The sequence below is a fragment of the Streptomyces sp. McG3 genome, assembly GCF_018619185.1.
Classification (GTDB): Bacteria; Actinomycetota; Actinomycetes; order Streptomycetales; family Streptomycetaceae; genus Streptomyces.
Genome location: NZ_JAAXYC010000043.1, coordinates 1 through 20,532, shown reverse-complemented (window position 1 = coordinate 20,532; position 20,532 = coordinate 1). Strand labels below are relative to the sequence as shown.

The 20,532-nt window shown below is 73.5% G+C and carries 18 protein-coding genes; 7 read left to right on the top strand and 11 right to left on the bottom strand.

Annotation, left to right across the window (positions count from 1 at the left end; all coding sequences use genetic code 11):
* Positions 1 to 68 precede the first annotated feature (68 nt).
* From HET64_RS10320 to HET64_RS10300, 5 genes are all read right to left on the bottom strand, one after another.
* Positions 69 to 509 (bottom strand): hypothetical protein, encoded by a 441-nt coding sequence (locus tag HET64_RS10320; RefSeq protein WP_215104043.1) that lies wholly within the window; start codon positions 507 to 509, stop codon positions 69 to 71.
* 62 nt (positions 510 to 571) lie between these two features.
* Positions 572 to 2,152, bottom strand: a complete 1,581-nt coding sequence (locus tag HET64_RS10315) for a TrkA C-terminal domain-containing protein (protein WP_215104041.1) — start codon at positions 2,150 to 2,152, stop codon at positions 572 to 574.
* A gap of 100 nt (positions 2,153 to 2,252) precedes the next feature.
* A complete protein-coding gene (locus tag HET64_RS10310) occupies positions 2,253 to 3,110 on the bottom strand; it encodes a hypothetical protein (RefSeq protein ID WP_215104039.1) in 858 nt (285 codons plus the stop codon).
* The gene (locus HET64_RS10305; RefSeq protein ID WP_215104037.1) at positions 3,110 to 4,384 is read right to left on the bottom strand and encodes a VWA domain-containing protein; all 1,275 of its coding nucleotides are present in this window, start codon (positions 4,382 to 4,384) and stop codon (positions 3,110 to 3,112) included. The genes HET64_RS10310 and HET64_RS10305 overlap by 1 nt, the downstream gene beginning before the upstream one ends.
* A gap of 41 nt (positions 4,385 to 4,425) precedes the next feature.
* The gene (locus tag HET64_RS10300; protein ID WP_215104035.1) at positions 4,426 to 5,091 is read right to left on the bottom strand and encodes a TetR/AcrR family transcriptional regulator; all 666 of its coding nucleotides are present in this window, start codon (positions 5,089 to 5,091) and stop codon (positions 4,426 to 4,428) included.
* A gap of 153 nt (positions 5,092 to 5,244) precedes the next feature.
* Between HET64_RS10300 and abc-f the strand changes: the two genes are divergently transcribed.
* Positions 5,245 to 6,864 (top strand): ribosomal protection-like ABC-F family protein, encoded by a 1,620-nt coding sequence (abc-f, locus tag HET64_RS10295; RefSeq protein WP_215104033.1) that lies wholly within the window; start codon positions 5,245 to 5,247, stop codon positions 6,862 to 6,864.
* Positions 6,865 to 6,950: 86 nt separating this feature from the next.
* Complete coding sequence (locus HET64_RS10290; RefSeq protein ID WP_215104062.1) at positions 6,951 to 8,126, top strand: macrolide family glycosyltransferase; 1,176 nt, start codon at positions 6,951 to 6,953, stop codon at positions 8,124 to 8,126.
* Here HET64_RS10290 and xylB read toward each other — a convergent pair.
* Positions 8,113 to 9,597, bottom strand: coding sequence for a xylulokinase (xylB, locus tag HET64_RS10285; RefSeq protein ID WP_215104031.1), 1,485 nt, complete (start codon positions 9,595 to 9,597; stop codon positions 8,113 to 8,115). The genes HET64_RS10290 and xylB overlap by 14 nt on opposite strands.
* Positions 9,598 to 9,817: 220 nt before the next feature.
* Here xylB and xylA point away from each other — a divergent pair, with 220 nt between their 5' ends.
* Positions 9,818 to 10,984 (top strand): xylose isomerase, encoded by a 1,167-nt coding sequence (gene xylA / locus HET64_RS10280; RefSeq protein ID WP_215104029.1) that lies wholly within the window; start codon positions 9,818 to 9,820, stop codon positions 10,982 to 10,984.
* Positions 10,985 to 11,279: 295 nt separating this feature from the next.
* Here xylA and HET64_RS10275 read toward each other — a convergent pair whose 3' ends face one another.
* The 4 genes from HET64_RS10275 to HET64_RS10260 all read right to left on the bottom strand — a co-directional run bounded on the left by HET64_RS10275 (position 11,280) and on the right by HET64_RS10260 (position 14,533).
* The gene (locus HET64_RS10275; protein WP_215104027.1) at positions 11,280 to 12,527 is read right to left on the bottom strand and encodes an ROK family protein; all 1,248 of its coding nucleotides are present in this window, start codon (positions 12,525 to 12,527) and stop codon (positions 11,280 to 11,282) included.
* Positions 12,528 to 12,669: 142 nt separating this feature from the next.
* On the bottom strand, positions 12,670 to 13,329 hold the full coding sequence (locus HET64_RS10270) for a DUF305 domain-containing protein (protein ID WP_215104025.1): 660 nt from the start codon (positions 13,327 to 13,329) through the stop codon (positions 12,670 to 12,672).
* On the bottom strand, positions 13,326 to 13,976 hold the full coding sequence (locus HET64_RS10265; protein WP_215104023.1) for a DUF3105 domain-containing protein: 651 nt from the start codon (positions 13,974 to 13,976) through the stop codon (positions 13,326 to 13,328). Before HET64_RS10265 ends, HET64_RS10270 begins: the two co-directional genes overlap by 4 nt.
* Before the next feature lie 125 nt (positions 13,977 to 14,101).
* On the bottom strand, positions 14,102 to 14,533 hold the full coding sequence (locus HET64_RS10260) for a hypothetical protein (protein WP_215104021.1): 432 nt from the start codon (positions 14,531 to 14,533) through the stop codon (positions 14,102 to 14,104).
* 135 nt (positions 14,534 to 14,668) lie between these two features.
* Here HET64_RS10260 and HET64_RS10255 point away from each other — a divergent pair, with 135 nt between their 5' ends.
* Both HET64_RS10255 and HET64_RS10250 read left to right on the top strand, forming a co-directional pair.
* The gene (locus tag HET64_RS10255) at positions 14,669 to 16,384 is read left to right on the top strand and encodes an FUSC family protein (RefSeq protein WP_215104019.1); all 1,716 of its coding nucleotides are present in this window, start codon (positions 14,669 to 14,671) and stop codon (positions 16,382 to 16,384) included.
* Positions 16,381 to 16,887 (top strand): MarR family winged helix-turn-helix transcriptional regulator, encoded by a 507-nt coding sequence (locus HET64_RS10250; protein ID WP_215104017.1) that lies wholly within the window; start codon positions 16,381 to 16,383, stop codon positions 16,885 to 16,887. Before HET64_RS10255 ends, HET64_RS10250 begins: the two co-directional genes overlap by 4 nt.
* Before the next feature lie 203 nt (positions 16,888 to 17,090).
* On the opposite strand, the gene HET64_RS10245 is transcribed toward HET64_RS10250, so the two are convergent.
* Positions 17,091 to 17,744, bottom strand: a complete 654-nt coding sequence (locus tag HET64_RS10245; RefSeq protein ID WP_215104015.1) for a class I SAM-dependent methyltransferase — start codon at positions 17,742 to 17,744, stop codon at positions 17,091 to 17,093.
* A 63-nt stretch (positions 17,745 to 17,807) separates the two neighbouring features.
* Between HET64_RS10245 and HET64_RS10240 the strand changes: the two genes are divergently transcribed.
* The gene (locus tag HET64_RS10240; protein ID WP_215104013.1) at positions 17,808 to 18,470 is read left to right on the top strand and encodes a TetR/AcrR family transcriptional regulator; all 663 of its coding nucleotides are present in this window, start codon (positions 17,808 to 17,810) and stop codon (positions 18,468 to 18,470) included.
* A gap of 615 nt (positions 18,471 to 19,085) precedes the next feature.
* On the top strand, positions 19,086 to 20,532 hold a 1,447-nt coding region (locus tag HET64_RS10235; protein WP_215104011.1), incomplete at its 3' end, for a sensor histidine kinase KdpD.

The window sequence follows — 20,532 nt, the reverse complement described above, 5'->3', positions numbered from 1 at the left end:
TTCGAGCCCCATCGAACAGGATGGGGGCGGCGCTCCACCAGGGCGACGACCGGCGTGGCCGGAATCCGTCAGGTGCCGTGCGGGGGGCGCGAGTTGAGGTCAGCGGTCGGGCGCACGCTCCGGGGGCGCGGCACCACGACGACCTGGTGCTCGTCCTCGTACACGATCCGGCCGGGATCCGCCGACTCCAGCCGCTCGAACGGCACTCCGTGCGCCGCCAGCAGCGCGAGATAGCCGGGGATCCGGTCCAGCAGGTGGGTCGCCGTCCCCTTGAACCAGGCCACCGCCCCCGGGTTCACCCCGGGGTCGTACACCGCGGGGTCGACCCGGGAGGGGTCGGTGTAGGCGGCGTCGTACCAGTCGTTCGCCGCCCGCCAGAATCGGTGCTGCTCCTCCGTCAGGCGGCCCTCCCGGGACAGACCGTTGGCCAGCGCGAAGATGCCGGGGAAGTGGCCCCGGGGGCTCCGTTCGGTGCTCTGGAACCGTACGTACGTCGTCGTCACGCCCATCCCGTCTCCCTCCGCCCCGTCCGGTGAGGGGTTCAGCGTAGGCACGATTCGGACGGCGCGGGTCAGAGGCCGACGATCAGCTGGATGCAGACGATCTTGACCAGGATGGCGAGCGCGAACAGCGTCGAGTAGCCGTTGTTGATCCGGCTGTCGCTCGCCCGGCTGTTGGCGTACGCCACGATCGCCGGGTTGCCGACGTAGCCCGACAGCAGCCCCATGGTCCGCTCCCGGCTCTGCCCCAGGACCTTCGCGACCAGCACCATCAGGGTGTAACTGACGACCGCGCCGATCGCCAGCACGGCCGCCAGCTTCAGCCCGAAGAGCGAGAAGGCGTTCTCCCGGAACGAGTAGCCCGAGGTGAGCCCCACGACGGCGAGGAAGAGCAGCAGCCCGATCTGGCGCAGGGTGAGGTTGGCGCGGGTCGGCAGGGTCCACACCAGGGGGCCGGTGCGCCGGCGCCAGCCGAGGACCATTCCCATCACCAGCGGTCCCGCCCCGGTGCCCAGGGCGAGTGTGGTGGAGCCCAGGGTGAGGGAGGGGATGCCGATGAGGAAGCCCAGGGTGAGACCGAGGCCCAGGCTGACCGCGCTGACCTCGCTGACCTTCGCCTCGGTGTCCCCAAGGTACGTGGTGACCTCGCCCGTCCGCTCGCGCGGCATGACCACCCGTACCCGGTCGTCGAGCTGGAGCAGCAGGTCGTCGTGGGCGAGCATGTCGAAGTCGCCGCGCCGCACCCGGCTGACGACGGCCCCGTACTTCTCGCCCAGCCCGAGCTCCCCGACGGTGTGCCCGGCCAGGTCCGGGTTGGTGAGCAGCACCCGGCGATAGTCCACCGCACTGCGGTCGTCCAGCAGATGGCGCGGGGCGAGGGACCCGATCGCGTCCGTCGCCGCCCGTACGTCGTCCTCGCCGCCGACCAGCACGACCTGGTCGCCGGGGGAGAGGCGGCCCAGCTCCCGGGCGACCCGGGTCACGCCGTCGGCGGAGCGGTACTCGCTCGCCAGCACCCGGTGCGCGGCGACGCCGGGCACGTCCGCCCAGCGCAGGTCCCGGGTCACCTGGACCGTACGGGTGACGAGGGTGGCCGGCAGGCCCGAGTCGGGGTCCCGGCGGGCGGTCCAGTGCCGGCGGGCCGCGATCGCCGAGACGAACATGATCGTGATGACGACGGCGAGCGGGTAGCCGATGGCGTACCCCACGGCGGGCTGCGTCGGGTCCTCGGAGGCGTCCTGGGCGGCGGCGAGGCCCGGGGTGGTGGTCCCGATGCCCGCGTACCCGCCCGCGAGGAACGGCCCGTCGATGCCGAACCAGCGGTGTCCGACGAAGCCGACCACCGCCGCGGTGATGGCCAGGGCCACCACGGCCCCGGCCATCACCGGGAGCTGGCCGCGCAGTTCACGGAAGAACGCGGGGCCCGACTCCAGGCCGACCGTGTACACGTACAGCGCCAGGCCCAGCGCCGAGACCCCGGCCGGCACGGCGGCGGCGATGTCCTTGTCCAGCGCCCCGACGAGGAGGCCGACGAAGAGGACCCCGGCCGCGCCGAGCCGGACCGGGCCGAAGCGCACCATGCCGAGCAGCGCGCCGAGCGTGATCACGGCGAACACCGCCACCCACGGGTTGTCCGCGAAGAACTGCCACACCGGTCGTGCCTCCCCGGCCTCGAAGATCCCGCCCCTGTCGAGGGCCAGGATCCGCGAGGCCGGGGGAGGCCGCCACCCGGGGACCGGCGTCCCGCGTCTCTCAGACGCCGGGCGGTACGTGGGCCGGCCGGCCCCGGCCCCGCGTCAGCGAGTAGCCGAACACGGCCGCCAGCGCGGCGAGCACGCCGCCGCCCGCGGTCCACAGCCAGCGGTCGGTCCACCAGCCCGACGCCCAGCCGTCCTCCGGCTCACCGGCGGACGGCACCCGCGGGGCGGCATGCGCGTCGCCCGCCGAACCCGCGTCGCCCGCCGAGGCGACCGATACGCCCGGGACCAGCGGCTCGGAGAGCGCGCCGTCCACGTCATGGGCCCCGCCCTGCTCCTTCGAGACCGCCTTCACCTCGACGCCGACCGGCAGCCCGAGGTCGGCGGCGGGCAGGTCCACCACCGTGAGTCGGATGGAGTAGCTGCCGGGCAGCGGGTCGCTCGCCCACGGCTCGGACCAGGACCGCACGGTCCGCAGCACGCAGGACAGCTCGACGGAGGCCGCGTCGGCCGCCGCCTTCCTGGTCTGGTGCCCGTACATGCAGGCCTGGCGGCGGCGCAGCCCGTCGTACACATCGATCTGCCAGGTGGACGTGGAGCTCCGGGCGCTCGAAGGCAGCTTCACGGTGGCCTCGACGGTGGGCCGCTGACCGGCGTCGGCCGGGAACACCCAGTACAGGTAGTCGCCCGTCGAGGCCCGGGCGGTGCCGGTCTGCCCCTGTTCCAGTGCGGTGGCCGTACGGAACGTGGTCCCGGCCTCGGTCGGGCCCGCCCCGTCGCCGGCGGGGCTCGCGCTCGCCGACGGGTCGTCGGCCGCGGCCGCGCCCGCGGAGGTGAGCAGGGTCAGTCCGGCGAGCAGCGCTCCGGTCAGCGCGCGTCGGGCGCCGTGGGTGCGGCGAGGGTTCGTGCGCATCAGTTGGTCCTCCATACGGCGACGTGCCAGCGCGAGATCCAGCCGGTGAGCAGGCCCGCGACCAGTCCGGTCAGGACGAGCACGCCGAGCAGCCACCAGCCGCGGCCGAGCCCGAGGGCCGCCACGTCCGAGGCGTTGTCGGGTCCGTCCACCAGGTCCACGGTCAGCTCGACCGGCAGGCCGGGGGAACGCTTCACCGAGGCGGGCGCGGAGAAGGAGTGGGCGAGCTGGAGGCAGACGGTCTCGGCGGCGGGCTTGCCGTCGTCGCCGTCCTCCAGCTCGGGCTTCGGATAGCGCAGCCCGGACGAGATCACGTCGGTGCGGCCGGTCCCGGCCTCGGAACCCCGGACGATCTCCCGGCCGTGCACGGTCACCGCGCGCAGCAGCACCCCGTAGTCGTCGTCCACGGCGCGGTCGGCCGCCACGCTCGCCGAGGCGCGCAGCTCCTGACCGGGCAGCACGTCGACGCGGTACCAGCGGTGTTCGCCGATCTTCTCGCGGTCGGTGTAGAGACCCGGCCCCAGCTCGGGCGCGGCGGAACAGCTCCCGGCTCCCTCCGTCGCCACCGGAGTGACGACGGGCTCGGCGGCCCGGTCCACCAACTGCTTGACCCGGCCGGAGAGTTCGTCCTTGTGCTGGACGGCGGTGTACGTGCCGCCGGTGGCCTCCGCGATGCAGGTCAGCTGCTGGCGGATCTTGGCGTTGGGCACCAGGCCCAGCGTGTCCACGACCAGGTGGGTACCGCGGGCGGCGATCTCCCGGGCCACCTCGCACGGGTCGAGCGGCCCGCAGGTGTCCTCGCCGTCCGTGATGAGCACGATCCGGCGCGAACCGTCCCCGCCCTCCAGGTCGTCGGCCGCGCCGAGCAGGGCCGGGCCGATCGGGGTGAAGCCGGTCGGAGCGAGGGTGGCGACCGCGGCCTTGGCCTCGGTGCGGTCCAGCGGGCCGACCGGGTAGAGCTGCTTGGTGTCCTTGCAGCCGACCTTGCGGTCCTCGCCCGGGTAGTCCGCCCCGAGCGTCCGGATGCCGAGGTGCACCTCCTCGGGCGCCGCGTCCAGCACGTCGTTGAACGCCTGCTTGGCGGCGGCCATCCGGGACTGGCCGTCGATGTCGCGGGTCCGCATCGAGCCGCTGACGTCGAGCACCAGCTCGACCTTGGGGGAGGGAGCGGCGGGGGCTTCGTCGGCGGCGGCGGGGATCGCGGTGCCGAGCCCGGCGGCCAGGGTGGCGAGCGCTATGCCCACCCCGGTCGTCAGCCGTTTTCTAGTGATCATCGCCGGATCTTATGGAAAATCAGTTCGTATTCCCAACCGGGTCACTTGGGGTGCTCCACCTCCTCGTCCGACGCGCGACGATCGAACGCGCCGGCCGCGGCGGCCAGGGTCGCCGTGGTCGCGGCGCGGGAGGGCAGCCGTGGATCGGGAGCGGTCCGCAGGAGTACCAACTGGTGGTACAGCGGTGCGGTGGAGGCGATCAGAAGCCGCCGTGCGTCGGTGTGCGGCGGGAGTTCGCCGCGTTCGACGGCGCGTTCGACGATGATCTCGCAGCGCGCGTACCGGTCCTCCCACAGGCGCCGCTGGGCGTCGGCCGCCCGCGCGGAGCGGAACGAGGCGGCCATCAGTGCCTGGGGGATCGACGGCCGCACGACCAGCGACTCCTGGATCTCGTCGTTGAGGGCCGCCAGGTCGCCGTGCAGGGAGCCCGTGTCCGCCGGCTCCCAGTCGTCCTCGCCCGCCGCGTCGAGGACGTCGGCGAGCAGACCGCCGACGTCCTCCCAGCGCCGGTAGACCGTGGTCCGGTGGACGCCGGCGCGGGCCGCCACGCCCTCCATCGTCAGCCCCTCGTAACCCTGCGCGCCGAGCTCGGCGCGCACCGCGTCGAGCACCTGGGCGCGGACGCGCGCGGTGCGGCCGCCCGGCCGGCGGTCCGGCGACGGGGTGGCGCGGGCGGGGTCCGGCGGGCCGGCCGGCGCGTCGGTCATCGGGAATCCGGTTGCCCGGCGGTGCAGGTCATGGCACCATCTTAAAGCAACAGATGTCGCACTAGTGGAGTTGTCGATGCTCTTCCGAAGCTTTTCCCCGGCCTCGCGGTCCGCCGCCACCGCTTCGTCCACGACAGCTTCGGAGTTGCCCGTATGCCTGCACAGATCACCGCACTCGCCGTCAGCAAGGCCTTCGACGGCAGGCCCGTCCTCGACTCGGTGAGCTGCTCGCTCGCGCGGGGCGAGCGCACCGGAATCGTCGGTGAGAACGGCTCCGGCAAGACCACCCTGCTGCGGCTGCTCGCCGGCCGGGCCCGCCCCGACCGGGGGCGCGTCGTCCTGCGGGCCGACGGAGGCGTCGGCTACCTCGCCCAGGACGAGGCCCTGCCCGCCGGTATGACGGCCCAGCAGGTCATCGACCGCGCGCTGGGCGACCTCCGGGCGATCGAGGCACGGATGCGCCGCCTGGAGGCGGCGATGACCGACGGCGACACGTCGGCGCTCGACGCGTACGGCGAGGCCGTCTCCGCCTTCGAGCTGCGCGGCGGCTACGACGCCGACGCCCGGCTGGAGCGCGCCCTGCACGGTCTCGGCCTGCGGCAGGTGGACCGCGCCTCGACCCTGGGCACCCTCTCCGGCGGCGAACGGGCCCGGCTCCGGCTGGCGGCGGTGCTGGCAGCCGACCCGGAGGTGCTGCTCCTCGACGAGCCGACCAACCATCTGGACGAGGCCGCCCTGACCTGGCTGGAGGAGCACCTGCGCGGCCGCCGCGGCACCACCGCGGCCGTCTCCCACGACCGGCGCTTCCTCGAACACGTCGCCACGACCCTCCTGGAGGTGGACGGGGACCGGCACGGCGTCGTCCGGTACGGCAACGGCTACGCCGGCTACCTCGCGGAGAAGGCGGCGGCACGTCAGCGCTGGGGCCTGCACCACGACCGCTGGCGCGAGGAGGTCGACCGGACCCGTGCGTCGGCCGCTGTCACCGCCCGGCGCGTCGCCCCGGGCCGGCCGATGAAGGACGGCGACAAACTCTCCTACAACCAGGCCGGAGCCCGGGTGCAGCAGTCCCTCGCCAGCCGGGTCCGCAACGCGCGGGAACGGCTGGACCGCCTGCTGGCCGACCCGGTCCCGGCCCCGCCCGAGCCGTTGAGCTTCTCGCCCGTGCTGCGCGCCGGACAACTGTCCGGCACGGTGCTCCACGCCGCCGGGGTCCGTGTCGCGGGCAGACTCGACCCGGTCGACCTGACGGTCCGGGCGGGCGAGCACCTGCTGATCACGGGCGACAACGGCGCGGGCAAGACCACCCTGCTCCGCATCCTCGCCGGAGACCTGACCCCCGACCGGGGCCACGTCACCGGACGCGGCCGGATCGGCTTCCTCTCCCAGGACCCGGCACCCGGTTCGGCGCACGAGACCCTGCTGGCCGCCTACGCCCGGGGGCTCTCCGGGGAGGCGGACGAGCACGCCGAACGGCTGCTGGCCCTCGGGCTGTTCGACCGTGCCCGCCTGTCGGTGCCCGTCGCGCGGCTCTCCACCGGCCAGCGGCAGCGCCTCGCCCTGGCGCGGCTGGTCAGCCGGCCCGCCGACGTCCTGCTGCTCGACGAGCCCACCAACCACCTCTCTCCCGCCCTCGCCGAGGAGTTGGAGACCGCGCTGGCCGGTTTCGCCGGCACGGTCGTCCTCGTCAGCCACGACCGGTCGCTCCGGAGCCGCTGGCGGGGCGCCCGACTGGCGCTGCGGCCCGCCCGAGCGCCCGCACTCAAGGGCTGAGGCTCCCTCCGGCCCCCTCTGGCTCCTCCGCACCCTCTACCCGAAGCGAGTGATCACCCTTGTCCCCGCGCCGCTCCCACATCGCGATGATCGGCATCCCGATCGTCAGCCACGTCCTGCCCGGCCTCGGCATCGTCCGTGAACTGGTGGCCCGCGGCCACCGGGTCACCTACGCCAACGACCCGTTCGTGGCGGACCGGATCGAGGCCACCGGTTCCGAACTCGTGCCCTGCACCTCGGTGTTGCCGGTCGCCGACAACAACTGGCCGACCGACCCCGTCGCCGCGATGGACCTCTTCCTCGACGAGGCGATGCAGGCACTGCCCCAACTGCACGCCGCCTACGACGACGATCCCGCCGACCTGTACCTGTACGACATCGGCGCCTACGCCGCCCGCGCCCTCGCCGAATCACAGGGACGGCCCCTCATGCAGCTGTCCCCGTCGTTCGTGGCCTGGGAGGGGTACGAGGAGGAGGTCGCGGCGCACCTGCGGGGGCTGCCCGGCGCCCCCGCGCACCGCGAGAGGTTCGCGCGCTGGCTCGCCGGCTGCGGGGCGGCCACCCTCGACGTGGACGCCTTCTCCGGCCCTCCCTCGCGGGCCCTCGCGCTGATCCCCGAGGCCATGCAGCCCAGCGCCGACCGGGTCGACACCGGGACGGTGACCTTCGTCGGGCCCTGCTTCGACGCCCAGGCCGACACCGGCCGGTGGACCCGGCCCGAGGACGCGGAGAACGTCCTGCTGATCTCCCTCGGCTCGGCGTACACGCACCGGCCGGAGTTCTACCGCCAGTGCCTCGCGGCGTACGGGAACCTGCCCGGCTGGCACGTCGTGCTCCAGATCGGCAGGCACACCGACCCGCGAGAGCTCGGCGACATCCCGCCCAACGTCGAAGTGCACTCCTGGGTCCCGCAGCGGGCGATCCTGGAACAGGCGGACGCCTTCGTCACCCACGCCGGCATGGGCGGCTGCGGCGACGGACTCCTCGCGGGCGTCCCGATGATCGCCGTGCCCCAGGGCGCCGAACAGTTCATGAACGCGGACCGGCTGGTGGAGCTGGGCGTCGCCCGCCGCGTCGACACCCCGGACGCCACGCCCCAGACCCTGCGGGCGGCCCTGGACGCCCTGGTGAACGACCCGGAGACCGCCCGCCGGTCCGCGCGGTTGCGTGCTGCCGCCCGGAGTGAGGGCGGCACCCCGCGCGCCGTCGGTCTCATCGAGGACATGGTGGCCCTGGCTCCAGGGGGCGTCAGGGGCCGGTGAGCAGGGGCCCGGAGGCCCGCTCCAGGACCGAGGTGACCCGCTCCCAGGTCTCCGTGTCCCTTTCCACCGGCGAGAGTTGACGGTCCGTCCCGGACCCCCGCCAGGCCGTCGCCAGCGCCACCGGATCGCCGCCGCCCGCCGCCGAGGCGGCGAGCGCCGCCGCGCCGAGGGCGACCAGCTCCCCGCTGTCCGGGATGACGAGCGGCCGGCCGGAGAGCCGGCGGACCGTCTCCACCCACATCCGCCCCTGCGCCCCGCCGCCGATCAGGCGCAGCGGGCGGGCGGCGACCTCGGGCGCGTGCGGGTCGAGACCGCAGGCCGACAGCAGCTCGTCCATGGCCCGCAGCACGGTGACGGCCGCGCCCTCGTAGGCGGCGCCCAGCAGTTGCTGCCGGGTCGTGTCGTGGCGCAGGCCCGTCAGGAGCCCGGAGGCGGTCGGCAGGTCGGGGGTCCGTTCGCCGTCGAGATAGGGGAGCAGGACGGCCTCGCCGCCGGGCGTCGCCTCCTCGCGGTCCAGGCCGAGGAGTGCGGCCACCTTGTCCACGGCGAGCGTGCAGTTGAGGGTGCAGGCCAGCGGGAGGTACGTGCCGTCGGCGGCGGCGAACCCGTTCAGCGCGGTCGACGCGGGCCGGGTGCGGGAGGCCGCGAACACCGTGCCGGAGGTGCCCAGGCTGAGGGCCGGGTGGTCCAGCAGCCCGTCGCCGCCCAGCCCCAGGCCCACGGCGGCGCTCATGTTGTCGCCGGTGCCGGCCGCCACCGCGATGCCCGCGGGCAGCCCGAGCGCCTGCGCCGCCGACTCGGTGAGCGAGCCGATCCGGGCCGCCCCGGTGGGCGCGACCTCCGGGAGCAGCGCGACGTCCAGGCCGAGCAGCTCCAGCAGACCGGGGTCGTAGGCGCCGGTGGCGGTGGAGTACCAGCCGCTGCCCGAGGCGTCCCCGGGGTCGGTGGCGGCGACGCCCGCGAGGCGTTCGGTCAGGAAGTCGTGGGGGAGCCGGACCGCCGCCGCGTCCGCGGCGCTCGCGGGGTCCGTCTCGCGCAGCCACTGCCACTTGGACGCGGTGATCGAGGCGACCGGCACGGACCCGGTCCGCTCCGTCCAGGCCCCGGGCCCGCCGAGTGCCTCGGTGAGCGCGGCGGCCTGCGGCGCGGAGCGGGTGTCGTTCCACAGCAGCGCGGGACGCAGCGGCCGGCCCGCCCCGTCCAGTACGACGAGCCCGTGCTGCTGCCCGGCGACCGCGATGCCGGTGACCGCCCGGGCGGGGAGGCCGGACTCCTTCAGCCCGGCGGCCACCGCCTCGCACAGGGCCCGCCACCAGATCTCCGGATCGCTCTCCCGGGCCCCGGCCTCGCCGGTGACCACATGGGGGGCGCGCCCCACGGCGAGCTGCTCGCCGGTCGCCGCGTCGATGAAGGCGGCCTTGGTGGACTGGGTCGAGCTGTCCACGCCGATGACGACGGCGGGTGACGGCATGGGGAGCCTCTTTCGCACGGGAGGGCCTGATCATTTGGCTGGGGCACGAACAAATTACGGGATGGCCGCCGCCCTGCACAGGGGGCGGGGTCAGCTTCGCCCGGCAAAGGGGTTCCCTGGTCGAGGTGTGGTGTGCTTGATTAGTCATGACACTGAACAAATAGGGGTGCCGGGCTGGCGGCCGGGCGTCCCGACGGCAGGCGAAGGCGGTCGGACGACGATGACGGAACGCTTCACCCCCACCCCCGAGGACAAGTTCAGCTTCGGCCTGTGGACCGTGGGCTGGCAGGGCCGGGACCCCTTCGGCGACGCGACCCGCGCCGCCATCGACCCCGTGGAGTCGGTGCGGCGGCTCGCGGATCTCGGCGCCTGGGGGGTGACCTTCCACGACGACGACCTGATCCCCTTCGGGGCGCCGGAGACCGAGCGCGAAACGATCGTCAAGCGCTTCCGCAAGGCGGTCGACGACAGCGGGCTCGTCGTGCCCATGGTGACGACGAACCTCTTCACCCACCCCGTCTTCAAGGACGGCGGATTCACCGCCAACGACCGCGGCGTACGCCGCTACGCACTCCGCAAGACCCTGCGCAACATCGACCTCGCCGTCGAGCTGGGCGCGACGACCTTCGTGGCGTGGGGCGGCCGTGAGGGGGCCGAGTCCGGCGGGGCGAAGGACGTCCGCCTCGCCCTGCACCGGATGAAGGAGGCCTTCGACCTGCTGGGCGAGTACGTCGTCGAGCAGGGCTACGACCTCCGCTTCGCCATCGAGCCCAAGCCGAACGAGCCGCGCGGCGACATCCTGCTGCCCACGATCGGCCACGCCCTGGCCTTCATCGAGCGCCTGGAGCGCCCCGAGCTGGTCGGCGTCAACCCGGAGACCGGGCACGAGCAGATGGCCGGGCTCAACTTCCCGCACGGCATCGCCCAGGCCATGTGGGCGGACAAGCTCTTCCACATCGACCTCAACGGCCAGTCCGGCATCAAGTACGACCAGGACCTGCGCTTCGGCGCGGGCGATCTGCGCCAGGCGTTCTGGCTCGTCGACCTGCTGGAGAGTGGCTACGAGGGCCCCCGCCACTTCGACTTCAAGCCCCCGCGCACCGAGGACTACGACGGTGTCTGGGCCTCGGCCGCGGGCTGCATGCGCAACTACCTCATCCTCAAGGAGCGGGCCGCCGCCTTCCGCGCCGACCCCGAGGTGCGCGCGGCCCTGCGCGCGTCCCGCCTGGATGAACTGGCGCGCCCCACCGCCGGTGACGGTCTGGCGGGCCTGCTCGCCGACCGCGGCGCGTACGAGGACTTCGACGTGGACGCCGCAGCGGAACGCGGCATGGCCTTCGAGGCACTGGACCAGCTCGCCATGGACCACCTGCTCGCCGTGCGCTGACCCGCACCGGGCCGGACCCGCACGGTCCGGCCCACCGGTTCGCCCCACCAGGCGTGTCCCGCCGGGCCCGACCGCCGGCTGAGCCGAGGCCGCCCGGCCCACCGGCCGCCCCACCGGCTCCGACCCGCCAGGCGTGTCCCACCGGCTGAGCCGGGCCGTCCGGCCCGGCTCAGCCGCCGGACGGCTCTCAGCCGCCGGACGGCTCTCAGCCGCCGGACGGCTCTCAGCCGCCGGACGGCTCTCAGCCGCCGGACGGCTCTCAGCCGCCGGACGGCTCTCAGCCGCCGGACGGCTCTCAGCCGCCGGAGGGCCCCGCGTACGCCACCGGATCGTCCAGCACGTCCTGCACCACGAGCGCCGCCGCGCCCCGCGCCGCGTCGCCCGCCACCGACGACGCCCGGAGCCGGCCGCTGCCCGGGGACCAGAGCCCCGACACCACCCGGCCGGTCAGCTCCTCGTCGGCGGGCGGCGCCAGCCACGGCATGAGCCCCCGGTAGATCCCGCCGAGCACCACCGCGTCCGGGTCGATCAGGTTCACCGCGCCCGACAGCACCCGGCCCAGCATCCGGCCCGCCTCACCGACCGCGGCCACCGCGCGCGGGTCCCCGGCGCCCGCGCGCCGCTCCAGCTCCAGCACCCCGGAGGCGCCGCCGAGGCCCTCGATGCCGGCCGCCCGCAGCAGCGCCGCCTGACCGGCGTACTGCTCCAGGCACCCCCGCGAACCGCACCGGCACTCCGGCCCCGCCGGATCCACCACGACATGCCCGATCTCCCCGGCGAAACCGTGCGCACCGCGCAGCAGTTCGCCGCCCAGGACGAGGGCGCCGCCGACCCCGATCTCCCCGGTCAGATAGAGGAAGCTCCGCACATCCCCCAGACCGCCGAACCACAGCTCGGCCAGTGCCGCGAGATTGGCCTCGTTCTCCGAGGCGACCGGCAGCACCGGGTGGCCGGGGCGCAGGGCGGCCAGCGCTTCGGCGAACAGCTCCTGCGCCGGGACCTCGTTCCAGCCGAGGTTGGGGGCCTGCCGCACCGACCCGCCGGAGACGAGGCCCGGCAGTGCCAGCGCCGCGCCCACCGGACGCAACTCCTGCTCGTACGCCGACTCCAGGGTCCGCGCGGCGATCCGGGCCGCCCGGGCCAGGGCCTCCTCGGCGGGCGTGCCCCGGTTGTCGAGGTGCTCGGTCTGCCGGACCCGGCCGGTGCCCGCCAGGTCGACCACGCACACCGAGACGTAATCGATGTTGATCTCCACGCCGAGCCCGGCCGGTCCGGTCCTGGCCACCTTGAGCGCGGTGCCGGGGCGGCCGGCCTGCCCGCTGAACGTCTTGCCCGACTCGGTGAGGAACCCGCTGTCCATCAGCTGCTCCACGAGCGAGGACACCGCGGCCCGGGTCAGCCCGACCCGGGCGGCCACTCCGGCCCGGGTCGCCTCGCCCCGCTCGCCCTCGTCCCGTACGGCGCGGAGTACCAGGCTCAGATTGTGCCGTCGCACGGTGTCCTTGTCGGCCTTGGGCCCCAGCGGAGTGAGGATGCTCTTCATATCGTCGCCGAGCCTATGTGATCCGGGGCGTCCGGCGGGGGTGCGGGAACGGCTGGTATCGCGGAAGCGGAGGCGGAAGAGCCACGGAGGGGGGTGGTTCCGGCCGTCCGGCCGGATCCACCCCCCTCCGATCACGCTCGGCTCAGGTCCCCGCGCCCCGGTCCTTCAGCATGTCCGCCATCAGGCCGATCTCCGACTGCTGGCCGAGGACCATGCCCGCCGCCAGATCCCGGATGGCGTCCGTCTTCGCCGCACCGGCGGCCGCCTGCGCCATGTCCGCACCGGCGCGGTGGTGCACGGTCATCAGCCGCAGGAACAGCACCTCGGCCTTCTCGCCCTTCGCGGCCGTGAGGGCCGCCAGCTCCGCGTCGGTGGCCATGCCCGGCATCAGCGAACCGTCGTCGGTCGGCGTGAGGGTGTGCCCCATCCACTCCATCGGCGGTCCGGCCGCGCTCTTCGGCAGCCCCCACAGTTCCAGCCAGCCCAGCATCATGCCGCGCTGGTTGGCCTGGGTGTTGATGATGTCGTACGCGAGCCGCCGCACGTCCTCGTCGTCGGTGCGGTCCCGCACGATGAACGACATCTCGACCGCCTGCTGGTGGTGGATCGCCATGTCCCGGGCGAAGCCCGCGTCCACGGAGTCCTCCGCCGGAGCGGACCGCGCCGCCGAGGAGGCCCCGGACGGGGAGGCCGCGGACGGGCGTACGACCATCAGCGCCACCAGCCCCAGCGCCAGGAGCAGCACGGCGGCCCCCGCGAGGACCATTCGACGGGTGGAGCCGGAAGGCGCCAGGGCGGTCACTTGTCCAGCCCGCCGGTGCAGGCGGCCCCCGGCTCAGGGGTCTGCGGGCCCTGCACGTACTTGGTGAAGAACTGCGCGACCCGGTCGTCCGTGGCGCTCTTGACCGTCACCTGCTTGCCCCACGCGCTGAGCATCAGCGGGTCCTTCTGGTCCTTGACCGGGCTCATCAGGGAGTACGGAGTGGACTTGACCTTCTTCGTGAGCGCCTCGACGTCGGCGTCCGAGGCCTTGTCGCTGTACGTGACCCAGACCGCGCCGTGCTCCAGCGAGTGCACGGCGTTCTCCTTCGGTATCTCGTCGGTGTAGACGTCGGCGTTGCAGTTCATCCAGACCTGGTTGTGGTCGCCGCCGACGGGCGGGTTCATCGGGTAGTCGACCTTGTTCGCCACGTGCTCCCGCCCCAGCTCGTCCCAGCTGCGCTCACCGGTGACCGGCGAGGTCTTGGCCTGGTTCTCCTTCTCCTCCTTCTCGTTCGCCTGCGACATCAGATAGCCGCCCCCGGCGACCAGGGCGGCGACCACGGCCACCGACGCGCTGATGGTGATGATGCGGACCCGCCGCTCGCGGGCGCGCTCCTTGCGGCGCGCCTCCTCGAGCTTGGCGCGACGCGCTGAGGCCGGGTTGTTCTGGTTCTTGGCGGAAGCCATGGGGAGTCCTCGTCGTTCAACCGATGCATACAGGCGATGCATGAAGGGGGAAGGGGTGCGGGGCAGGCGAAAAACCGCTCCCGGTGAACCGGCGCCAGGGCGCGGCGGGAGAGTGGACCCGGCCTCTAGATCCGCTGGACCTGAAGGCGTAGTTGATCGACGGAACGCACACCGTCGTGCGCGGGACCCCGGATGGCCGCCGCGCCCGTGAGCGGGGTGGCGGGGACGAAGGTCACGGGCGAGGGAACGGTGACGGGGGCCGACGACGCCGGAATCACGACCGCCGCCGTGTGGGTCGAGCCGCCGTGGCACGACGTCCCGAGCCCGCGGTCCGCGGGGGAGGCCATGACGACCGGTTCGAAGGCGGCGTCGGGCGTCGGGGTGAAAGCGCGGACGGCGCTCGCCCCGGCAGGGCCCGCCGCCACCGGGGCGGCTGCGGACGAGGTGGTGACCGAGCAGCAGAAGAGCATGGCCAGGAGGAAGAACACCCAGCCCAGGGCGAGGGGCGTGCGGGAGTCGTACCGCTGCCGGTCCGTCCGCGTGCTCACCCTGGTCATCGCCCGTCATCGTAGTGGGTGCATGAAGATTCAAAGAATATGGGTCGCGCTGTCCGCGGGACAGTGTGCCCGAGTCGCCGTCGCTCGAACAGAGCCCAAAAGCTTTACAGGTGTATTACCTGTTAACGTATGTGGGTGACCGATACACCTGTCCGCTCGGAGCGGCCCTCCGCCCGGGCCCTCCCGCTGGCCTCGGCCCTCCGGCTCGCCCGGCCTTCGGACACCTGGTTCAAGCCCGCCCTCAGCGTGGTCGTGGCCTCCGCGGCACCCCAGCTGACGCTCCTGGCCATGGGTCGGCCGGACCTCGTGATGTACACGATGGCCGGTTCGCTCTGTGCGCTCTACGGTCACGGCCTGCCGTACGCCCGACGGGCCGGGGCCGTCGCGGGCGTGGTGCTCGGCATGACGGCCTCGCTCGCCGTCTCGCTGGTCACCGCGTCGCTCACCGGATCGACCGCCGTGCTCATCGCGGTCGGGGCGCTGCTCGCCGCCGCCCAGAAGGTGGTGTGCGACGCCACCCGGATCGGACCGCCCGGCCATGTGATCTTCACCTTCGTCAGCTCCGCCGCCCTCTTCGCCCCACAGCGCCCGGAGCAGATCCCCGGCCACCTCGCCCTGACCCTCGGCGCGGGCGCGTTCGCCTGGCTGGTCGCCGTCGCGCCCGCCCTGGTCCGCCGCGAAGGCCCCGAACGCCGGGCCGTCGCCCGCGCCCTGGAGGCCGCGGCCGTGTGCGCCGCCGACCCCGGCCCCCGCACCCGCAGCGCGGCGGCCGCCGCCGTGCACGCCGCCTGGCAGTGCCTGCTCGCCTCCGGCCGCCCCACCCCCGTACGCCGGTCGCTGGAACGCCTGGTGGTGCACGCCGAAGCGGCCTTCGCCGCCCCGCGCCCCGGGGACGGAACCGTGGATCCGGACCGGCTGCGCGCCTGGGCCGCCCTGACCCGGGCCCGAGGTCCCGTGCCCACGCCGCCGCCGGCCCCCGGCACCGCCGACGAGCTCTGCGGGATCGACGCGGAGCGCTCCGCCCGGCGGGCCCCCGGGGGACACCGCGCGGCCCGTCGCGCCCTGCTCCGCCGCCTCGGCCCCGGATCGCCGCTGCTGCCGGTCGCCGTCCGCACCCTGGCGGGCTGCGCGCTCGCCGGATACCTCTGCGCCGCGCTCGGCGTCGGCCGCCCCTACTGGGCGATCGTCACCGCCGCCTCCCTCTACCAGGCCAACATCACCCTGTCGTGGAACCGGGCCCTCCAGCGCACCCTCGGCAACCTCCTGGGCGTGCTCGTCTTCGCCGCGGTCCTGCCCGTGTCACGGATCAGCCCGCTCGCCCTCGTCTGCTGCTGCCTCTTCTTCAGCTTCGCCGCCGAGGCCCTCATCACCCGCAACTACTGGCTCGGCTCCGTCGCGGTGACCCCGATGGCCCTGCTGGTCCTGGAGTTCGGCGGCTCCCATCCGGCCGGGGAGCTCATCGGCGACCGGATCCTGGACACCGTCCTCGGAGCGGCCGTCGGCTTCCTGGCGGCGACGCTGGTCACCAACCGGCGGGCGGCGGGGCGCGTCGAGCGAGCGCTCGACGCCCTGGACCGGGCCCGCGCCGACGCCGAACGGACCGGAGCCGACCCCGGGGCGGCGCCCGCGACACGGGACCGGGTGCGCCGGACACTCACCGCGAGCCTCGTCGAACTCCGCGAGGCCGGCGACACCGCCGCGGGCGAATGGTGGCAGCGCGCCCTGCCCGAGCAGCGCCTTCTCGCGGCCGAGCAGGCCGGACACCGTACGCTCGCCGCGACAGCACAACGGCGGGGGCCGGGGGGCGATACGCCTGCCGCGGCCCACGCCCCTTCGATCGGAGCGGAGTGACCGACGACATCGTTGCCTCGGTGGTCCGGCAGTGGCAGGCCGTCAACCCCGGGCTCGACACCGGACCGATGGAGATCATCGGCCGGATCAACCGCTGCGCCGCCCTGCTCCAGCAGGCGGAGGACGCGCCCTTGCGCTCCGCCGGGCTGACCCGGGCCGAATTCGACCTCCTCGGCGCCGTACGCAGGACGGACCGGGAGCTGACCCCCGGCGAGCTGGCCCGCGAGACCTTCTCCTCCGGAGCCGCCGTCACCAAGCGGCTGCGCGCCCTCCAGGACCGCTCCCTGGTCGAGCGCCGGGGCGACGCCCGCGACCGGAGGGTCGCCCATGTCCGGCTCACCGACGAGGGCAGGGCCCTGGTCGACCGGATCCTGCCCGAGCAGCTCGCCTACGAACGCGCCGTGCTCGCCGGTCTGGACGGGGGCGCGCGCGACGAACTCGGCTCCAGGCTGGGCGAACTGCTCGTCCAGCTGGAGGGGCGGCTCGGCGGAGCCCGGCGCTGACCGAAGGCGCCTTCACCAGGGCGTACCACTCCGGTGGATCGCGCGAGGCGGTTGGTTCGGACGGTGCCCCTCACGTCGGCCGCAGGTACGGGAGGTGTGACCGGCCACTGGGAAGCCGCCGGGACGGCTCGGCTGTTCGTAGCGGCCGTGCCTGTCCTTCGCTCCCCGGCTGATCCCCGTGACCGGTGCCTCCGTCGCACCTGCTACGGCGCCTCGTCGACGTTCGTGGGCGGACCGGCGTGAGCACCGCGGCGCAGCGTGAACCAGAAGGTCGGGACGGGGTTCGTGCCGGGCGTCACGTCGGTCAGCCGCCACCCGGCGAACCTGGCGCCGAGTTCGTCCGCGGTGGCTCCGGACCACGAGTCGTCGAACGCCCCGGGTCCGTACCCGAACATCAGCAATCGCGCACCGGGGGCGGCACGCTCGGTGAGACCGGCGGCGTAGGCGTCGCGGCGGTGCGGTGGAATCCCGCAGTAGCAGCTCAGGTCGAAGAACAGGTCGTAGGGGCCGGGCACGCCCACCTCGTCGAGCCGGGTGGCGTCCCCGCACAGCACCGTGACGTCCGCTCCGGCCGCGTCGGCCTTCTCCCGGGCCTGCCGGACCGCGCGGCCGATCAGGTCGACGGCCGTCACCCGCCAGCCGTGCCGGGCCAGGTACACCGCGTTGGTCCCGGTGCCGCAGCCGAGTTCCAGGGCCCGGCCCGGCATCAGCGCGCCGGGCCCCTCTACCAGGGCCATCAGCTCGGGAGGCGTGACGCCGCTGTCCCACGGCGGCTTGCCGTCCCGGTAGAACTCCTCCAACACGCCCCGCACAAAAGCCTCTTGCTTGAGCTCCGCAGCCGTCCGGGTCTCCTCCATCGCTACCCCTCCAAGAAATTAGAGTTCATCTCTAGTGACTGACTCTAGAGATAGACTCCCGCTATGGATGCGGTCAAGGGATCCGACGGACAGAACGTCAAGCGCCCCGACAGGAGGGCCGAGCGCTCGCGGCGTACCCGCGAGAAGATCGTCGCGGCGGCGCGGGAGCTGTTCGTCGCGCAGGGATACGGTGCGACAAGCCTTCAGGAGGTCGCGGATCGCGCGGGTGTGGCCGTCCAGACCGTGTACTTCGTGTTCCGGAACAAGCGCGCGCTGTTCAAGGACGTCGTCGACACGTCCATCGCGGGCGACGTCGAACCGGTCGCCACGATGGACCGCGACTGGTTCCGCGCCGCGTGCGCCGAGCCCACCGCGGCCGGTCACCTGCGCGCCCACGTGCGGGGTGTACGCGACATCCTCGGCCGGGTCGCCCCGATCATGCCGCTGATCGCGGCCGCGGCGGCCACGGACCCGGAGATCGCCGCGCAGTGGCCCGCCGGTCCCGACCCGCGTTACACCGTCCAGCACGCCGCGGCGAAGGCGCTGATCTCCAAGCCCGACGCCCGTCCCGACGTCGACGCCGACCGCGCCGCCGACCTGCTGTACGGGCTTCTCAGCCCGGAGCTGTACCTGATCTTCGTCCGGGACCGGGGCTGGTCCCCCGACGCCTGGGAGGCGTGGGCCCGCGCGGCCCTGACCGCCCACCTCTGCACGGACCACGCGTAGGCCACCGACCCTCCGGCGGCAGCCGCCGAAGCGAAGTCCGCGACCGGCCGCGATGGCGGATCAGCGCGCCGGGCGCGGCGGCGAACCCGGTCCCGGCGGGGCGGAGTCCCGGCCGGTCCCGGCCCACGCTCTCCGCCGTCGCGCCCGCACCGGAACGGCGGCCCGGCCCAGGGGCTTGGTAGTCGCGTCAGCGCGGCGCTTTCGCGCGTCACTCGCTCGTCGGTCAGGAATCTGCACCTTTCGATCCGGTTCGATCACGTGTGCCGTTGTCCTGTTCTGTACGACGAAAGCCACCCACGTGAGGGCGATTTGCCCTAGAGCGTGCAATTAACCGGTGCTGGGTTTTCCGGCCTCCCAGGTGTGGAGAGTCATTCAGTAGAACATTTTCAGCCACGATCACTCAACGCGCACGCCTCGCAGCGCAGCGTACAAAAACAGGCGAGTGTATTCCTCTCGGAGGGCTTCCGCAGGGGGTTGGGTGAATATGCCGAAGCACTGTTCTGATCTGGCTAAGCTCACGCGCAGTGAAGTCGAGTTGAGATGAATTCGAGCACTTGTCCTAAGTCTCCGCTCACGTGCGCATACATCCCGGAATCAACCGCCAGAGGGTTTTAGATGGTCCGTGTTGAATCACCGCCGACCGACAGAGAAATTCCCGTCGTCCGCGTAGTCCTGCTGCCCGTGGCCCTGCTCCTCGGCGCCACCGCCGCCGGCTCGGCCCTGGTCGCACCGGCCGCGCGGATACCAGTCGCCGTGTGCGGCGCGATCGCCACGCTCGTGGTCGCCGTACTCACCGTGGCGCTGCACCGCCGCCGACGCGCCATGCGCGTCCAGCGCGCGGAGTACGAACAGCGCATCGCCTACCTGGAACACCGCATCCTCTCGCACGACGCCGAGACGGTACGGCTCACCAAGGAAGTCATGCCCGCCGCCATCCGGCGGCTGCGCGTGGGCAATTCGCCCGAAGAAGTGATGCGGGACATCGTCGACGCGGACGCGGCCAACCGGCATCTGCCCAAGGCGCTGCGCGAGCAGATCTACCAGGTCCTCGAAGTCATCGACAACGAGGAGGCGCGACGTGACTCCGCTCAGCGCGCCTTCGTCAGCGTCGCCCGCCGCGTGCAGGCGATCGTGAACCGCCAGGCCAGTGAACTGCGGGAGATGGAGGACCACTACGGGCGCAACCCCGAGGTCTTCGACGACCTGCTGCGCATCGACCACGGCACCGCGCTCATCGGCCGCCTCGCCGACTCCATCGCCGTGCTCGGCGGCGCCCGCCCGAGCCGCCAGTGGCCCAAGCCCGTACCGCTGTTCAGCGTCCTGCGCGGCGCGATGTCCCGCATCCTGGAGTACCAGCGCGTCGATCTGCACTCGATCGCCAAGGTCGCCATCGTCGGCACCTCGGTCGAACCGCTCATCCACGCCTGCGCCGAACTCCTCGACAACGCGACCCGCTACTCACCGCCCCAGACCCGGGTGCACGTCACCGCGGTCGAGGTGCAGACCGGCATCGCCATCGAGATCGAGGACGGCGGCGTCAGCCTCAGCGAGGAGGCCCGGGCCCGCGCCGAGAACATGCTCGCCCAGGCCCAGGCCGGCATCAACATGAACGACCTCGGGGAGTCCCCGCGCCTCGGCATGGCCGTCGTCGGCCGGCTCTCCCGGATGTACCAGCTCCAGGTGTCGCTGCGTCAGTCGGCCTACGGAGGCGTCCGCGCCGTCCTCATCGTGCCGCGCGACATGATCACCACCGGGCCCGCCCCGGGCATCGCCCACGGCATCGGCGCCACCTCGCGGCCCACCAGCTCCCTGGACATGTCGCAGCTCCAGCACGTGGTGCCGCCGCCCGGCAAGCGCAAGCCCAAGCCCGCCGCCACCGGCCCCGTGCCGTCCGTGGCCGCACCGGTCTCCACCGGAGCCCCCGCGGCCACGTCGCACCCGGCCCCTCCCGCGGCAGCCATGGAGGACGACCTTCCCGTGGTCACCGAGTGGACCGAGAACGGGCTGCCGCAGCGCCGCAGCCGGGGCCGCGCCCCGCTCGGCTCGCACAACCTCCCGCAGC

Excerpts from the sequence above, each read along its gene's own strand:
- HET64_RS10320 (WP_215104043.1), bottom strand. The coding sequence starts at position 509 with ATGGGCGTGACGACGACGTACGTACGGTTCCAGAGCACCGAACGGAGC.
- HET64_RS10310 (WP_215104039.1), bottom strand. The coding sequence starts at position 3,110 with ATGCGCACGAACCCTCGCCGCACCCACGGCGCCCGACGCGCGCTGACC.
- HET64_RS10305 (WP_215104037.1), bottom strand. The coding sequence starts at position 4,384 with ATGATCACTAGAAAACGGCTGACGACCGGGGTGGGCATAGCGCTCGCC.
- HET64_RS10300 (WP_215104035.1), bottom strand. The coding sequence starts at position 5,091 with ATGACCGACGCGCCGGCCGGCCCGCCGGACCCCGCCCGCGCCACCCCG.
- abc-f (WP_215104033.1), top strand. The coding sequence starts at position 5,245 with ATGCCTGCACAGATCACCGCACTCGCCGTCAGCAAGGCCTTCGACGGC.
- HET64_RS10290 (WP_215104062.1), top strand. The coding sequence starts at position 6,951 with ATGATCGGCATCCCGATCGTCAGCCACGTCCTGCCCGGCCTCGGCATC.
- xylB (WP_215104031.1), bottom strand. The coding sequence starts at position 9,597 with ATGCCGTCACCCGCCGTCGTCATCGGCGTGGACAGCTCGACCCAGTCC.
- xylA (WP_215104029.1), top strand. The coding sequence starts at position 9,818 with ATGACGGAACGCTTCACCCCCACCCCCGAGGACAAGTTCAGCTTCGGC.
- HET64_RS10275 (WP_215104027.1), bottom strand. The coding sequence starts at position 12,527 with ATGAAGAGCATCCTCACTCCGCTGGGGCCCAAGGCCGACAAGGACACC.
- HET64_RS10265 (WP_215104023.1), bottom strand. The coding sequence starts at position 13,976 with ATGGCTTCCGCCAAGAACCAGAACAACCCGGCCTCAGCGCGTCGCGCC.
- HET64_RS10260 (WP_215104021.1), bottom strand. The coding sequence starts at position 14,533 with ATGACCAGGGTGAGCACGCGGACGGACCGGCAGCGGTACGACTCCCGC.
- HET64_RS10245 (WP_215104015.1), bottom strand. The coding sequence starts at position 17,744 with ATGGAGGAGACCCGGACGGCTGCGGAGCTCAAGCAAGAGGCTTTTGTG.
- HET64_RS10240 (WP_215104013.1), top strand. The coding sequence starts at position 17,808 with ATGGATGCGGTCAAGGGATCCGACGGACAGAACGTCAAGCGCCCCGAC.